This window comes from Prosthecochloris marina, assembly GCF_003182595.1.
In the GTDB taxonomy this organism is placed as follows: Bacteria; Bacteroidota; Chlorobiia; order Chlorobiales; family Chlorobiaceae; genus Prosthecochloris; species Prosthecochloris marina.
The window spans coordinates 129,481-143,799 of the sequence record NZ_PDNZ01000001.1; the positions used below are offsets into that span (position 1 = coordinate 129,481).

The 14,319-nt window shown below is 46.4% G+C and carries 15 protein-coding genes; 12 read left to right on the forward strand and 3 right to left on the reverse strand.

The window, feature by feature from the left end; genetic code table 11:
- The first annotated feature begins 19 nt into the window (after positions 1-19).
- The 7 genes from CR164_RS00610 to CR164_RS00640 all read left to right on the forward strand — a co-directional run bounded on the left by CR164_RS00610 (position 20) and on the right by CR164_RS00640 (position 8,315).
- The gene (locus tag CR164_RS00610) at positions 20-1,129 is read left to right on the forward strand and encodes an HlyD family secretion protein (protein WP_110021981.1); all 1,110 of its coding nucleotides are present in this window, start codon (positions 20-22) and stop codon (positions 1,127-1,129) included.
- Positions 1,126-3,078, forward strand: a complete 1,953-nt coding sequence (locus CR164_RS00615) for an ATP-binding cassette domain-containing protein (RefSeq protein WP_204901771.1) — start codon at positions 1,126-1,128, stop codon at positions 3,076-3,078. Before CR164_RS00610 ends, CR164_RS00615 begins: the two co-directional genes overlap by 4 nt.
- Positions 3,075-4,229 (forward strand): ABC transporter permease, encoded by a 1,155-nt coding sequence (locus CR164_RS00620; RefSeq protein WP_110021983.1) that lies wholly within the window; start codon positions 3,075-3,077, stop codon positions 4,227-4,229. The genes CR164_RS00615 and CR164_RS00620 overlap by 4 nt, the downstream gene beginning before the upstream one ends.
- Positions 4,226-5,365, forward strand: a complete 1,140-nt coding sequence (locus CR164_RS00625) for an ABC transporter permease (protein WP_110021984.1) — start codon at positions 4,226-4,228, stop codon at positions 5,363-5,365. Before CR164_RS00620 ends, CR164_RS00625 begins: the two co-directional genes overlap by 4 nt.
- A 19-nt stretch (positions 5,366-5,384) precedes the next feature.
- A complete protein-coding gene (locus CR164_RS00630) occupies positions 5,385-6,893 on the forward strand; it encodes an efflux transporter outer membrane subunit (protein ID WP_161953460.1) in 1,509 nt (502 codons plus the stop codon).
- A gap of 163 nt (positions 6,894-7,056) precedes the next feature.
- Positions 7,057-7,335 carry a nucleotide pyrophosphohydrolase gene (locus CR164_RS00635; RefSeq protein WP_110022281.1) on the forward strand — a complete coding sequence of 93 codons (279 nt, stop codon included), beginning with the start codon at positions 7,057-7,059 and terminating at the stop codon, positions 7,333-7,335.
- Positions 7,332-8,315: an NAD-dependent epimerase/dehydratase family protein gene (locus CR164_RS00640; protein ID WP_110021986.1), complete on the forward strand. Its 984-nt coding sequence runs from the start codon at positions 7,332-7,334 to the stop codon at positions 8,313-8,315. Before CR164_RS00635 ends, CR164_RS00640 begins: the two co-directional genes overlap by 4 nt.
- A 97-nt stretch (positions 8,316-8,412) precedes the next feature.
- On the opposite strand, the gene CR164_RS00645 is transcribed toward CR164_RS00640, so the two are convergent.
- Together CR164_RS00645 and CR164_RS00650 are read right to left on the reverse strand one after the other, a co-directional pair.
- Positions 8,413-8,820 carry a GNAT family N-acetyltransferase gene (locus tag CR164_RS00645; protein ID WP_110021987.1) on the reverse strand — a complete coding sequence of 136 codons (408 nt, stop codon included), beginning with the start codon at positions 8,818-8,820 and terminating at the stop codon, positions 8,413-8,415.
- A 263-nt stretch (positions 8,821-9,083) separates the two neighbouring features.
- Positions 9,084-9,635, reverse strand: a complete 552-nt coding sequence (locus CR164_RS00650) for an META domain-containing protein (protein WP_110021988.1) — start codon at positions 9,633-9,635, stop codon at positions 9,084-9,086.
- Between the two features lie 258 nt (positions 9,636-9,893).
- Between CR164_RS00650 and CR164_RS13120 the strand changes: the two genes are divergently transcribed.
- From CR164_RS13120 to CR164_RS00675, 4 genes are all read left to right on the forward strand, one after another.
- Positions 9,894-10,811, forward strand: coding sequence for a hypothetical protein (locus tag CR164_RS13120; RefSeq protein WP_193525184.1), 918 nt, complete (start codon positions 9,894-9,896; stop codon positions 10,809-10,811).
- A 242-nt stretch (positions 10,812-11,053) separates the two neighbouring features.
- Positions 11,054-11,605, forward strand: coding sequence for an RNA polymerase sigma factor (locus CR164_RS00665; protein WP_161953461.1), 552 nt, complete (start codon positions 11,054-11,056; stop codon positions 11,603-11,605).
- A complete protein-coding gene (locus tag CR164_RS00670; RefSeq protein ID WP_110021990.1) occupies positions 11,592-12,086 on the forward strand; it encodes an anti-sigma factor family protein in 495 nt (164 codons plus the stop codon). The genes CR164_RS00665 and CR164_RS00670 overlap by 14 nt, the downstream gene beginning before the upstream one ends.
- 69 nt (positions 12,087-12,155) lie before the next feature.
- Complete coding sequence (locus CR164_RS00675; protein WP_161953462.1) at positions 12,156-12,647, forward strand: Spy/CpxP family protein refolding chaperone; 492 nt, start codon at positions 12,156-12,158, stop codon at positions 12,645-12,647.
- A 51-nt stretch (positions 12,648-12,698) separates the two neighbouring features.
- On the opposite strand, the gene can is transcribed toward CR164_RS00675, so the two are convergent.
- Positions 12,699-13,322 (reverse strand): carbonate dehydratase, encoded by a 624-nt coding sequence (can, locus tag CR164_RS00680; protein ID WP_110021992.1) that lies wholly within the window; start codon positions 13,320-13,322, stop codon positions 12,699-12,701.
- 127 nt (positions 13,323-13,449) lie between these two features.
- Between can and lipA the strand changes: the two genes are divergently transcribed.
- Complete coding sequence (gene lipA, locus CR164_RS00685) at positions 13,450-14,301, forward strand: lipoyl synthase (protein WP_110021993.1); 852 nt, start codon at positions 13,450-13,452, stop codon at positions 14,299-14,301.
- The last annotated feature ends 18 nt before the right edge of the window (positions 14,302-14,319 follow it).

Here is a 14,319-nt window from a genome sequence, read left to right on the forward strand (position 1 = left end):
TTGGAGACCGGAGCAGATAATGCGTTTTAACACTACCACGACTTTCAAACGGTACGTATTGCCGGGAGCGATCATCATCATTGTTGTATCCAGTCTATGGCTCATCAGTAAGGATTCCCTGCCTGAAGGGCTTATCCAGGTAAACGGCAGGCTCGAAGGGGATCGGATTACCGTTTCAACTGAATATTCCGGGAAGATTTGGAAACTCGATGCTAAAGAAGGTGACCTGGTTGAGGCTGGACAGATAATGGCGCGTTTGGATAATGAGCGACTGCAGAAGCAATTTTCACAGGCAAAAGATGCTTTCGAGGTCCTTCAGAAGCAGGTTAGAGCCGATGAAGCAAACCTGCGTATTCAGAAAAAGGAAATGCCTTTAACCATAGGGCAGGCGGAAGCGGGTGTCTTGCAAGCTTCAGCAGCTCTCGAGAAAGCTGAGGCAAAGGAAAAAAAGGCACTGCGTGATGCAAAGCGTGCCCGTGAACTTCGCCCGAGCGGGGCGGTATCCGAAGATTACCTTGAAAAAGTCGAATTGTTATTGGATACTGCTGGCAGGGATGCCGCTATTGCACGAGCTTCCTTGAATCAAGCGCAAGCGGCATTGACTTCAGCGGAACTGGAGGAGGAGCGCATTCTGGCACAGCAATCGAGACTCGAAGCATTGTATGCCGAACGGGACAAGGCACAAAATGCTGTGGAAGAAATTCGCTGTGTGCTTGATAAATATATCATCAGGGCACCTGCTTCCGGTACTGTGACCGCCAAGCTTGTTTCGCTTGGCGAGACCCTCGCGCAAGGTTCACCACTGTTCGACATGGTCGATCTCGATCAGTTGTATCTGAAAGCGTACTTGCCCGAACCGCATCTTGGTAAAATAAGACGTGGTTTGGAAGCTCATGTGTTTACCGATGCATTTCCGGACCAACCATTTATTGCTGAAGTCGACTACATAGCTTCGCGATCTCAATTCACTCCCAAAGAGGTGCAAACCAAGGAGGAGCGTGTCAAACAGGTTTTCGCCCTGAAATTGTATCTGAATGAAAATCCCGAACATAGTTTGTCGCCGGGTATGCCGGCAGATGCCCTTATTCGCTGGAAAGAAGATGTTTCATGGAGGTTGCCGGTACAATGAGTACGATCATTGATGTTGAGAATTTTGGTAAGCGGTACAGGCGACTCGATGTCATCAGCAATGTTAGCGTAACGGTTCAAAGGGGAGAAATCCATGGGCTGATCGGGCCGGACGGTAGCGGGAAAAGCAGCCTTTTGAAAGCGATTGCCGGTGTGCTTGACTTCGAGCACGGTATTATCCGGGTGTTCGGTCAACGAGTGAATTCGGAGGAAGAAGCGGAACGGATCAAAGGGCGTATCGGGTTTATGCCACAAGGGTTGGGGCAGAACCTGTATGCGGAGCTGTCTGTGGAGGAAAACATCGACTTTTTTGCTCGACTGCGTATGGTTGCTCCGGCGGATCTTGAGCCGAGAAAAACCCGCCTGCTCGAAATGACTCACTTGGAGCGGTTCAGGGAGCGGCCCATGAAGCATCTTTCGGGAGGAATGAAACAGAAATTAGGCCTTGTCTGCAGCCTGATACATCAGCCCGAACTGATTATTCTCGATGAACCGACAACCGGTGTCGATCCGGTATCGAGACGTGACTTCTGGGTAATCCTTTCTCAGTTGCTCGAAGAATACGGTACTACGGCCATCGTTTCGACAGCGTATATGGACGAGGCCTCTCGATTTCATCGTGTCTCTCTTATGTACAAAGGTGAGATGCTTGCGCAGGGTAAACCGGAAGAAATACGTGCTTTAGTGTCCGGCACAGTTGTTGTCGTCAAGGCATCTTCCCAGATCGAAGCGTTTGCAATTCTGAAATCTCAGTACCCGCAAGTACAACCGATAGGGCATCATCTTCGTGTCTTTGTTGGAAAACAAAATTCCGAACAGGCAGAAAGTGCTGTGAAAGACAGCTTGTCCCACTTGGAAATTGCAGAATGTTATTCGATGAGGCCGGAACTTGAGGATGTCCTTGTCACTATGCTTATCGACCGGAATGAGCATAAAAATGTCGGTTCGGGTCCGGTCTTCAAGACAATGGGCAGAAAAAACGGGAAAAGAAATGGCCCTGCAATTGTGGCGAGAGATCTGGTGCAGAATTTCGGTGCCTTTCGGGCAGTCGACCATCTGAGCTTTGAAGTTTCACAGGGTGAAATATTCGGTTTGTTAGGCGCCAACGGCGCAGGAAAAACAACGGCTATAAAGATGCTGACAGGAATTCTCCCATCCAGTAGCGGTAACGGTCAGGTTGCGGGCGTCGATATGCAGAAGGCGGCGCAAACTATCAAGTCGCGTGTGGGATACATGTCGCAGGCATTTTCCCTTTATGAAGATCTGAGCGCTCACGAGAACCTCAAACTCTATGGAGGTATCTATGGTTTGTCCGGTACTGGACTGAAAGAAAGGATCAGGCAAACTCTGGCTCTTACCGGTTTGCAGGGGTATGAGAGTGAAATGACTCAGGGGTTGCCGATGGGGGTTCGACAGCGGCTTGCTCTTTCCTGTGCTCTGCTTCATCGTCCATCTATCCTTTTCCTCGATGAGCCTACCTCGGGAGTCGATCCTCTTGGTCGCAGGCGATTTTGGGAAATTTTGTTTCAATTGTCCCGTGAGGAAGGGGTGACCATATTGGTAACGACTCATTACATGAACGAAGCCGAGCATTGCGATCATCTGGTTCTCATGTATGCCGGCCGGAGCGTTGCCGATGAAACACCAGCAGGGATGAAGCTGGCACTACGAAAAGAGGCCGGAGAGCTTTTGGAGTTGACTGTGGACCGACCGGTGCGGGTTCTTGAAGTACTTGAAGAGAATGGATTGAGTGATGCTGCGATTTTCGGGAATTGTATACACTTGCTGACCAAAAACATCGGTGATACCGTGTTGAAAATTCGGTTCCTTTTGGAGTCCAACAACCTCTCTTTACACAAGGTCGACGAGATACCTATCAGTATGGAAGATGTTTTTGTACACAGGGTAATGGCTCTGGAGAAACACGCATCGCAGAGGCAGCAAGCATGAACTATCAACGTATCCTTGCCGTCGCAAAGCGTGAATGGCAAGAAATTTACCGGGATCGTCTGTTTCTTTCGTTGGCTTTTGTTTTCCCTATCACGATGATGATCGCGTTTGCCTATGGTCTGTCGCTGGATGTGGAAGATATTCCAATTGCCGTTCTTGACCAGGATCGGAGTGAACTGAGCCGTGAATACATCCACTGTTTTAAAGATTCGAGGTATTTCAAGTTCAAGGGATATCTCGAACATCCCGATGAAATCGACGAACTGTTGACGACACAGCACATTCGCGCGGCAATTGTGATTCCGGAACATTTTCAGAGTAACCTTCTTGAAGGACGACCTTCGCCGGTGCAGCATCTGCTGGATGGTACCTTCACCACTCGCGCGAGGACCGTAAAGGGTTATATGACGGCCATTACCCGTGCTTTTGAAAAAGACATCCTCATCAATTTTTTCGCCAAATGCCTTGGAGTACCCCCTCAGCGAGTTACCGAACAGCTTACACCAATCAAGGTCCAAATCCGTTATCTCTATAGCCAGGCGGTAGAAAGTTCTCAGTCTCTTCCACCAAGGCTCATGGTTCTTGTACTCCTGGTCGCTTCTCCTTTTCTCACCGTTGTCGGTATCGTGCGCGAAAAGGAAAATGGTTCCATATACAATATGTACGCATCCAATGTTTCCCGAACAGAGTATCTGATCGGGAAATTAATGCCTTATATGATCATTGCAACCATCAACGCTTTCATACTCTGGGCTATCGCCGTAGTGATGTTTCAGGCACCTTTCAAGGGAAGTGCCGTACTCTTCGTCGCTGCTACGCTGCTGTATGTTTTGTGTACGACCTTGATTGGTTTGGTCATCTCTGTTTTTGTGAGAACGCAGGTGGCCGGAGTATTGATTACGGCAATTTTGACCATTGTCGGCGGGACACTTTACTCCGGGGTGCTTACACCGGTGAGTATGTTATCGGAAGACAATCAGCTTTTTTGCCATCTCCTGCCGGCCATGTATTACACTGAAATTGTTGACGGTGTGTTTCTGAGGAATGTCGGGTTGACTGTTCTATGGCCTAACCTGCTTGTTTTGGCGGTTTATTCAGCTCTTTTGCTGGTTGTGGGATACACTAAATTCACAAAAAGGCCAAAAACATGACACGGTTTCTCTGGTTCAATCGGTTGCGGGTCATGACCCGCAAAGAGCTGTTGCAACTTGGCAGAGATACAGCGTTGCTGCTGTTTATTATTTATGGATTTGTCTTCGATGTGTACCTGGCTGGAGCCGGGTTTACCTTCGAACTTCGAAACGCTCCTTTTGTTCTGCTGGACAACGATCGTTCCGAATTTTCCAGGGAGTTGACAGGACGCTTCAATGAACCGATCTTTCGATTCGTAGCTGACGTTCAAGGGGCGGAAGAAGCAATGGGCTTTCTTGACCGTGGGAAAGCATTGGCCGGACTTGAAATCCCACAGGATTTTTATGAGTCCCTCCGTGAAGGTCGGCAAACGGAAGTTCAGATAAATATCGATGCAACCAACAACGTGCCGGCGTTACTCTTTTCAGGTTATGCAGAGCAGATAATTTCCGACTACGGTTTCGAGGCAGCAGGTATGTATCCTAAAGGATTTTCGGGATCGGATATACCTACCCTTCCACAGGTTGACGATCAGGTACGTGTATGGTTCAATTCGAATCTCAAAGATTCCTGGTTCATGGCCGTCATCGAGCTTTTCACCATTATATCAATACTGTCCATCATGCTGCCGGCAGCGGCGTACGTGCGTGAAAAAGAGAAGGGTACTATCGAACAGCTTCGAGTCTCTCCGCTTTCCCCGATGCTTATCATCATGCCAAAAATATTGTCCATGACTTTGGTGATTCTTGGAGGAACTTTTGTCAGCATCTTTTTCGTAATTCATCCGTTTTTCGATATGCCGCTTCATGGAAATTTGCCGGTTTTTTTCCTTGTCACCGCGCTCTATGCATTTGCGACGGCGGGAATTGGTATCGCAGCGGCATCCATAGTGCGTACCCAGGGCCAGGTTGCCATGCTGGTGGTTTTGCTGGTCATGCCCATGCTTCTGTTGTCGGGTTCCTGGACACCGCCGGAAGCCATGCCTGATATAGCTCGTAAAATCATGATCGTTTCACCGCTTTATCATTATTTCGAAGCAGGTTTGGGGATCATATTCAGAGATGCTGGTTTAGGGCAAATATGGCATTCCATTCTTGGTTTGTCCGCTATAGGGGCTATAGCTTTTGGGTTTGGTTTGTGGCATGTTAAACGCTAACAGAAGGGGAGTTGTGATAATGGAAAAGACGAAGAAAGTTTGCTGTATCGACGGTTTGAATATTAATTCCAAAAAGTCCTTCTATTTGTTTGTCCTCATTATATCCATGGGGTTTTCAGGCTGTATGGTTGGGCCGAAATATACAAAGCCTACGGTTGAAACACCCGATGGCTGGGCAACACTCCAGAATCCGATGATTGATGATAAGCCGGGAGTCCCCATTGGAATCCGGGGATCGAAGCAGGTCGATCTGGTCTCTTGGTGGGATTGTTTCAACGATCCGATGTTGGGGGAGCTCATTGAGAAAGCAGTCGATTCGAATCATGATCTTCGATTGGCCGAAGCAAGGCTGCGTGAAGTCAGGGCTGCTTATGGGGTTTCAAAGGCCGCGCTTTATCCTCAGTTGAAGGGCAGTGCGGGTTACAAGCGTCAGCATGAGAGTGAAAATGGTCCTTACGGCTATTTGTCCGACCTCGATTATAACGAGTACAGGGTGGGTTTCGATGCGTCGTGGGAGATTGATTTATGGGGGCGTGCTCGTCATGAAAAGCAAGCAAAAAAAGCCGAAGAAGGTGCTGCCCTTGAAGATCTGCGCAATGTTCTTGTCTCGGTCATTGGTGAGGTTTCCTGCAGCTACATTGAGTTGCGGGGCTTCCAAAGAAGAGTGGCATTGATCGAGAAGAATATGGCTACCGTACAGAAAAGATTGATGCTGACCGAAAAAAGATTTCAGGCAGGTTTGGCGTCGGAAGTCGAGGTGAATGAAGTGTCTGCAAACTTGGCTGGGCTGACTGCTGAAATACCGGTTCTCGAAGGAGAGGTTCGTCAAAGAATACATGCGATTTCAACGTTACTCGGAGAATTGCCCGGGAAGTATGTTGAACGGCTTTCATTGGAAAAACCTTTGCCAGATTTACCTGCAGATGTTGAAGTAGGTTTGCCTGTTGAACTGCTGGATCGCCGCCCGGATATCAGGGAGGCGGAAAGGCGGCTGGCTGCAGCTACAGAACGTGTAGGCGTTGCCAAGGCTGATTTGCTGCCCAGATTGAGTCTCAGTGCTTTGTTTGCTTATGAAGCTCTCGACTTTGACCGGATTACAGATTCAGACAGTCGCGCTTCAAGCTTCGGGCCAAGCTTTATTTTGCCTATTTTCAATGCCGGCCGTATTCGCTCAAACATCAATGTAAAAACGGCACAACAGGAGCAGGCATTGATCAAGTACGAGAAAGCCGTGCTCGCTGCTTATAAAGAAGTTGAAGATAACCTTGCGACGTACAGTGCCCAGCAACGTCGCCATGAAAAGCTCTATCGTAGAGTAAGAAAGCTGCAGAGTACCGCGGACCTGTCGCAAGAGCTGTATGACAAAGGGAAATTCAATCTTCTGGAAGTTCTTGAAGCACAGCGTACGCTTCTTGTTGCACAGGATGAGCTGGTGCAAAACGAGATTTCTTTATCGGTTCAGCTGGTTTCACTCTATAAAGCGCTTGGCGGCGGCTGGGGGAGTGGTAGCAAGAAAACAGCATTATGATCGAACTGCTTGAAATACTGCTTTTCAAGAGTATTTTCATTGAAAAAGGCTTGGGAGCGCTAAAAGGTAACTTTTTGGGAGGGTCTGGCTTGTGAAAAGAGATAGATTGGAGGAATTAACCGTAAGTGGCTGTCAGAAGCTTGTGGATGAGTGGATAAAAACCATGGGAGTACGATATTTCAGTGAATTGACCAACCTTGGTATTCTCATGGAGGAAGTTGGGGAGGTAGCTCGGATCATGACACGATCCTATGGGGATCAGAGTTACAAACCCGGAGATGATTCATCTGACTTGGGCGATGAATTAGCTGATGTCTTCTTTGTTGTCTGCTGCCTTGCCAACCAGACTGGGGTGGACTTGACACAGGCCATTAAAAAAAATCTCGAGAAAAAAACTCTGCGTGATAAAGACCGCCATAGAAACAACCCTAAACTATTATGAAAGTTTTGGTAACAGGTAGTGCCGGTCATTTAGGGGAAGCACTTGTTCGGACTCTGAAATGTCAGGGGCATGATGTTGTAGGCATCGATATTGTTGATTCCGATTTTACCGATAAAGTAGGTACAATATCGAGCCAAAAATTTGTCAAAAAATGTATGGAAGGAATAAATACCGTTTTCCATACAGCAGCTTTGCACAAGCCTCATGTTGTCACTCATTGTCGGCAAAGTTTTATTGATAGCAATATTACAGGAACGCTCAGCCTTTTAGAGTCGGCAGTGTCAGCCGGAGTAAACTCGTTTATCTATACGAGTACAACCAGCGCCTTTGGTGATGCGTTGATTCCCACTGCAGGTGCTTCGGCCGCTTGGATAACCGAGGATGTGATGCCAGTTCCCAAAAATATTTATGGAGTGACCAAAGTAGCAGCGGAGAATCTTTGTCAACTGTTTCATCGTAACCATCATCTTCCGTGTCTAATCTTGAGGACTTCTCGTTTTTTCCCGGAAGAAGACGATAAAAAACAAGTACGAGAAGAATATGAGGATAGTAATGTCAAAGCCAATGAATTTCTGTTTCGCCGGGTCGATATTGAAGATGTAGTGACGGCACATTTACTGGCTATGGAAAAAGCAACAACATTGGGTTTTGCCAGATATGTCATCAGTGCAACGACTCCATTTTTACAAGATGATTTGCCTGAGTTACGTTCTGACGCAGCTGCGGTGCTCAAACGAAGAGTTCCTGACTATGAAGCCGAGTATAAACGTCGTGGCTGGAAAATGTTTCCCTCGATTGATAGGATCTATGTCAACGAACGAGCAAGGAACGAGCTCGGTTGGGTTCCTCAACATAATTTCAGCAATGTCCTCGAAAGGCTGAAAGCGAATGAAAAACTACTGAGCCCTTTAGCGCACATCATTGGGGTGAAGGGTTATCATTCTACGGAGTTTGATGATTGTCCTTTCCCTGTCGAATGAGTTTGTTGTATAATATAAATTATGTAAATTTGTGCATAAGCTTTACATAATTAGGTGTTATAAAACAGGTGTCTCAGGGTCTGCAGAGTCGCTATATTCAATGGTCATTTCCTTGGTAGATCCACATGGATTCTGTCTTGCCAGCTTTCTCGAATCCACATTTTTTGTAAAACCCGATTGCTTTTTCATCTGCCATCAACATTTGCTGATGGAAGTTTCCATAAATGTTTTGCATGGCTTCCATTATTTTCTTGCCAATACCTTTGCCCTGATAGTCCGGGTGTATAAGAAAATGAGGGTAGTAAACGACAAGATGGCCATCGGAGATCGCATTTGCTATGCCTACCAGTTTCTGATCTATCCAGGCGGAAATGAGTGTATTTGAGTGTATCAAAGCTTGATAGAGAAGGTTTGGTTTCTCAGCGGATGACCATTTATTGAGCTTATAGAGTTCAAGAATGGACTCGGGAGGTATTTCTTTTGTTTCTTTAATTTCAACGTTCATTCGAAATTTGTTTTTGATTTTAAATTATTGAAATATAATACATTTCCCTTCTCCCCCCTTGAACTGATGAATGTTCCATTCCACCGATGACGTTGTTTTTTTAGCGCTTTGATGATTTTGATCGCGCATTCAGACTGCTCAAGTCTCACGCGCAAAAGGAACGGCTATACAAAAACAATCATTTCCTTGCTTGAGTAGCTGTTTGATCGTTTGCTGATATGATCGATCCGGATTATTTCCGGGAGGTGACCTTAAGTGACATATTAAGGTGTTTCCCCATGGGGCTCCCAGACGTAGATGCCACCGTCAGCCATGAGGCTCAGGTGAAGCTTTCCTTCTTTGAGCAGATAAGACCGGACATATTGAGCATGCGAGGCGATTTGCTCGTCCATACTTGGAGGAGGACAAAGAGCTTTTGTCGTCGCGAGAGGACCGAATTCGAAGCTGCCGTTCGAGGGGTCGGAAGAAGCTTCAGAAGTCCAGGTGCCGCTTGCGTTATTACAGTTGAGACGCATGTGAACCGTACTGTCCCCTTTCAGCTCCATGGTATAGAGCAATGGGTCGCTTGGCCTTTGTATTCCTATTTCATCATCCATCGACTGGAACTCCACCAGACGCCATTGTGTCTCGACCAGAGGATTGACATTTTTTTCTGAAACATCCTGATTCACGGCACCTTCATCTTCTTTCGAAGCTACTACAGCCTCCTTTTCGCTTTTTGCACCGTCAGGGCTGCAGGAAGAAAGGAGGAACAGGGATGATGTCAGCAAAAATACCATCAGGAAAGCCGGTGAAAGCTGAAAATATCTCTTCATGATCAACAGAATTTTGTGATCCAGTAAAAACGCCTTTTGTGTTATCAATAACTGTAAATCAACTCCCGAGGTTCCGGCAACGTCTGTCTCGTCTTTTTCGTCAGTTTCTGAGGGCGGGTAGAAAGTACATGTTACGTTTGCTGTAAATTATTGAAAAAAATAATGAATTATTTGCGTTATAAATGTTCTTTTTATCTATAAGCTGTTTGTATTTCAATCTATTTGTTTCTGTTATAATCAATTTAATGGAGATTGAAAATGGAAATGAGAAACCCTTTCAGGCTGTTTCTTCTCATGGTGCTTGCCTTGGTTTTTTCTTTCGATGCGTACTCTCAGGAGGAACGCTACGAGAAAGTACGGTTCGCGCGTGGGGCGAGCAGTACAGCTATCAAGTCCTCGATAACCGGTTATCAGTCAGTCAATTACACTCTTGATGCAAAAGCTGGTCAGACCATGACTGTCGATCTGAAGACAAATAACACTTCAAACTATTTTAACCTTTACAAACCCGGCAAGGGGCCGGGTGACCAGGCCATGTACATCGGTTCGACTAAAGGCAACAGCTTTTCAGGTAAACTGCCAGCGTCCGGTAAATACACCATTCAGGTGTATCTGATGCGGAATGCCGCTCGCCGAAACGAAACAGCCAATTTCACCCTGAATATCGGTGTGAGCGGAACAACCTCTGTCAGTGACGGAAATGGTACCGCTACAGCTATTGCAGCCGCCGCGCTACTGGGTATTGCCGCACTCTCCCACCATGACGGGCATTATTCCGAAGGCACCCGTTATGATAGCCATCAGGACAAGGCAGAATTCGAAAGGGGGTACCGTGATGGTCTGCACAATGCTTCATCGAATAACTACAATAAAACACAGGCTTACCGTGACGGTTACAAGTCAGGACAGCATGAACGTGATCTTCGCATCGGTCACAATCGGCGTAACGAATGGGAGAAAAACCGACATGCCGCTGATGGCCGGATCAAAAGAAGTGCACTTCACGAAGCCGAAAAGTTCTGGGGGCTTCGGCGTGGAAGCGCAACCCCGGTAAGCTCGAGTTTCAACGAAAAGAACCGTCGTTATCGTGTCAAGGTAGCCGCTGGATATCACAAAGGTGTCTGCGTTCTTGATGAACAAGGCAATGTCATCCAGTTCATTGACAAGGAAAACTGATACTGCATACCCCTATTTTTTCTTGCCAATCCCGAACTCATAGTGTCGTTGGTGCTATCCGCCCTGCTGTGTGTTCGGGGAACGGGGCTTTCAGTGATCAGCAAAATTCTTCCCTGCTTTATACTTCCCTACCCTCCTGTTTACGGCGAATGCTCTCTTGTCTTCATGACGTCAAATGTCTTAAGTCAGAAAAAAAATGAAACCTTTCTATGCTTTCATGCATAGAAACTATAAAAGAGCCAATGACAGGAATCGATCGAGACATCACACAGAGATTTCATGACGGAGACTTGAAGGCTCTTGAAGAAATTATTGAGAATTACCAGGGTTCTGTATTCGGGATTGGTCTCAAGCTTATGGGTACAGTTGAAGATGCAAAGGATTACAGTCAGGATGTGTTTGTACATGCGTATGAAAAACGACAGAAGTATGATCCCGATAGGCCCTTTGAACCCTGGTTTTATAAACTTGCCTTGAATCTTGGTAGGCAGCGTTTAAGAAAGAGGCGTGAAGTGCCGAGGAGTGAATCCATGCCGGTAGAAATGGTCGAAGAAACAGCTGAACGGAGTTTTATTCAGGGCGAGAGACAGGATCTGGTCCGGCATGCGCTACAAAAATTGAAGCCAAAGTATCGTGAGTGTCTTGCATTACGCTTTGAAGCCGATATGCAGCTTCATGAGATTGCACAAACGTTGGGTATTTCACTTGGAACAGTGAAAACCCGTTTACGAAGAGGATTGATGGCTTTTAAAGAAGCCTATGTAAAAGTAGGAGGGCTCAATGAAGTGTACTGAGGCAGAACATGTAATTGCAGAGATGGCTCTTGGATTTATTTCCGAAAGCAAGAGAAAAGAGTTGGAGGATCATCTTTCGGTATGTGCTCACTGTCGGCAGGAAGCCGAGCATTATTCTGTTGCAGTGGAAGCACTAAAGGCCGGAGTTTCTGAAAGGATGATCTCTGCGGAAGAGGTTGAAAGTGTTGTTAGTGTTGTTTCTTCGGGTTTGGAGAGAAAAAGCAACCATAACGTTAAGCTGCTGAAGCTTGGAGTGCCGGTTTTGGCGGCAGCGGCAGTTTTTCTTGCCATTGTCATCAGCCCCATGTTTTTTTCGGGTAACGGCAGCGATATGACGCGACTTGAAGTTCTCGAAGCATATGCAGAGGACCTCGAAGCCACCGGTATGGAAAACGACTACAATTACACCATGTATAACACTGAATTCAATTATGAACATTACGGGGTTTCAGATACGGTAAGCGAGTATCTCATTGAGTAAAGAGACCCGGATATTTTTAATCACAACTGTCTGCATATTTTGATAAATCTGAAAAAAAGGAGGGAAACGGTGTTTCAACTTAGGAAAAGACTATTCACGGCAGTTCTTGTTGCTATTGTTTTACCATTGTCGGTTGTTCAGGCAAAGCCTTTTGGCGCTGGGCAGGGTTTCGATGCGGGTGGTGGTCCTAAAGGGGGGCCAGGTTTGATGGCTGCCGGACCGCAAGTCATGAATGACTTGAATCTGTCTGCCGAGCAGATTGACCTGCTCGAGAAGAAAAAGGTTGAGAAGCGAAAAACCATGATAAACCTGCATTCGCAGCTACAGTTGTTGCAGGTTGATCTTGCGGAAGCAGCTAACCGTAAAAATCCCGATATGAAGTCAATAGACGCTATGTCAAGAAAAGTCGGGAATATTCATGGACAAATGACGGCCGAACGGATAAAGTCGATTGTTTACCTGCGAAGTATTTTGAACGATGATCAAAGAAAGATTATGGATGCTCATCGTTTGGAATTCGGCATGATGCGGGGAATGAAAACGGGAGGTAAAAGACGATAGATCGGAAACGGTGTAAACCCCATTCGATTTTACGATCGAATGGGGTTTTTTTTAGCCGTTATGACCGGGAATTTCTTCGAGGCCGGTTACGCAGATATTCAGATCTTGCAAAATTCCGTCTTCAATACCGTATATCCATCCATGAACGGACAGTTTCTGACCTGATTTCCATGCGTTTCGAACAGTAGTCGTGTTGCAGACGTTGATTACCTGTTCGATAACGTTAAGCTCACACATCTTGTCCAGCTTTTCGTTCTTATCGTCGATAGCATCTATTTCTTCGCTGTGTGTTCGATAGACGTCCCGAATATGCTCGAGCCAGTTGTCGATCAGTCCGTGTTCCCTGCTTTCCAAGGCAGCCTTGACTCCTCCACATCCGTAGTGTCCACAAACTATGATATGCTTTATCTTCAGCACTTCAACTGCGTACTGAATAACAGAGAGACAATTCAGATCCGAAGGAACCACCACATTGGCAATATTGCGATGCACGAAGATTTCTCCTGGCAGCATGCCTACAATCTGGTTTGAGGGGACACGGCTATCCGAACAGCCTATCCATAAATATTCCGGACTTTGCTGTTTGGATAGCTTCAAAAAAAAATCAGGATCTGATTCTTTGACTTTTTCCGCCCATTCCTTGTTTTGTTCGAAAAGATTTTTCAGAACTCTCATAGTATGTATGGCTTGATAATGTTTTTTATCATAAGGTGCACAAAACTTTCCCTGAAAAGTACGGAAAAACGGCGGTATCTTTTATATATTCTGATTTTTAAAGAGGATCGGCAACGTATGTTTTGATATGAAGATTCTGAAAAAACCGGAATGGTTGAAGGTACGGCTTTCAGGAACTGAGCATTTTGCTACAACGAAAAAGCTGATCGGAGAGTACGGGCTCAATACGGTCTGCCGATCGGCTATGTGCCCGAATCTGCAGGAATGCTGGTCGTCAGGTACGGCAACGTTTCTGTTGTTGGGGGACGTCTGTACGAGGAGTTGTCGTTTTTGTGCGATAACGGCATCAGCAACTCAGCTGCCGTTACCCTCTGACGATGAGCCTCGAAAAATCGCCCATGCAGTCAGGAGGATGCAGCTCAACCATGTTGTTCTGACAAGTGTTACCCGCGACGATCTTTCTGATGGCGGTTCGGCTGCATGGGCGGAAACCATCAAGGCAGTAAGAGGGGAAAATCCGGATGTAACCATCGAATGTCTTATTCCTGATTTTGAGGGAAAATATGAAGATCTTGACAGGGTTATGAGTTTGAAGCCTGATGTCCTGAATCACAATGTAGAAACCGTTCCCGCTCTCTATGATTCGGTAAGGCCACAGGCGGACTATTTTCGATCCCTTGAAGTACTGAGGGTTGCAAAACGAACATATGATCTCAGGACCAAATCGGGGCTGATGGTTGGAATGGGGGAAACGGAACAGCAGGTTAAAAAAGTATTGAATGATCTTGCGGGTATCGGATGCAATCATCTTACCATTGGCCAGTATCTCCAGCCATCTTTACGGCACTTCCCCGTTCGTTCCTATGTTACGCCGGATTGTTTCGAGCGTTACAGGATCTATGCACATGAATTGGGAATACAGCAAGTGCAGTCGGGACCGTATGTCAGGAGTTCCTATCATGCCGCTGAAACTGTGTAAAAAAACAGAGGCTGAATT

Bases quoted from the DNA above. Each gene is read 5' to 3' on its own strand.
- CR164_RS00610 (WP_110021981.1), top strand. From the start codon at position 20: ATGCGTTTTAACACTACCACGACTTTCAAACGGTACGTATTGCCGGGA.
- CR164_RS00615 (WP_204901771.1), top strand. From the start codon at position 1,126: ATGAGTACGATCATTGATGTTGAGAATTTTGGTAAGCGGTACAGGCGA.
- CR164_RS00620 (WP_110021983.1), top strand. From the start codon at position 3,075: ATGAACTATCAACGTATCCTTGCCGTCGCAAAGCGTGAATGGCAAGAA.
- CR164_RS00625 (WP_110021984.1), top strand. From the start codon at position 4,226: ATGACACGGTTTCTCTGGTTCAATCGGTTGCGGGTCATGACCCGCAAA.
- CR164_RS00630 (WP_161953460.1), top strand. From the start codon at position 5,385: ATGGAAAAGACGAAGAAAGTTTGCTGTATCGACGGTTTGAATATTAAT.
- CR164_RS00635 (WP_110022281.1), top strand. From the start codon at position 7,057: ATGGGAGTACGATATTTCAGTGAATTGACCAACCTTGGTATTCTCATG.
- CR164_RS00640 (WP_110021986.1), top strand. From the start codon at position 7,332: ATGAAAGTTTTGGTAACAGGTAGTGCCGGTCATTTAGGGGAAGCACTT.
- CR164_RS00645 (WP_110021987.1), bottom strand. From the start codon at position 8,820: ATGAACGTTGAAATTAAAGAAACAAAAGAAATACCTCCCGAGTCCATT.
- CR164_RS00650 (WP_110021988.1), bottom strand. From the start codon at position 9,635: ATGAAGAGATATTTTCAGCTTTCACCGGCTTTCCTGATGGTATTTTTG.
- CR164_RS13120 (WP_193525184.1), top strand. From the start codon at position 9,894: ATGGAAATGAGAAACCCTTTCAGGCTGTTTCTTCTCATGGTGCTTGCC.
- CR164_RS00665 (WP_161953461.1), top strand. From the start codon at position 11,054: ATGACAGGAATCGATCGAGACATCACACAGAGATTTCATGACGGAGAC.
- CR164_RS00670 (WP_110021990.1), top strand. From the start codon at position 11,592: ATGAAGTGTACTGAGGCAGAACATGTAATTGCAGAGATGGCTCTTGGA.
- can (WP_110021992.1), bottom strand. From the start codon at position 13,322: ATGAGAGTTCTGAAAAATCTTTTCGAACAAAACAAGGAATGGGCGGAA.
- lipA (WP_110021993.1), top strand. From the start codon at position 13,450: ATGAAGATTCTGAAAAAACCGGAATGGTTGAAGGTACGGCTTTCAGGA.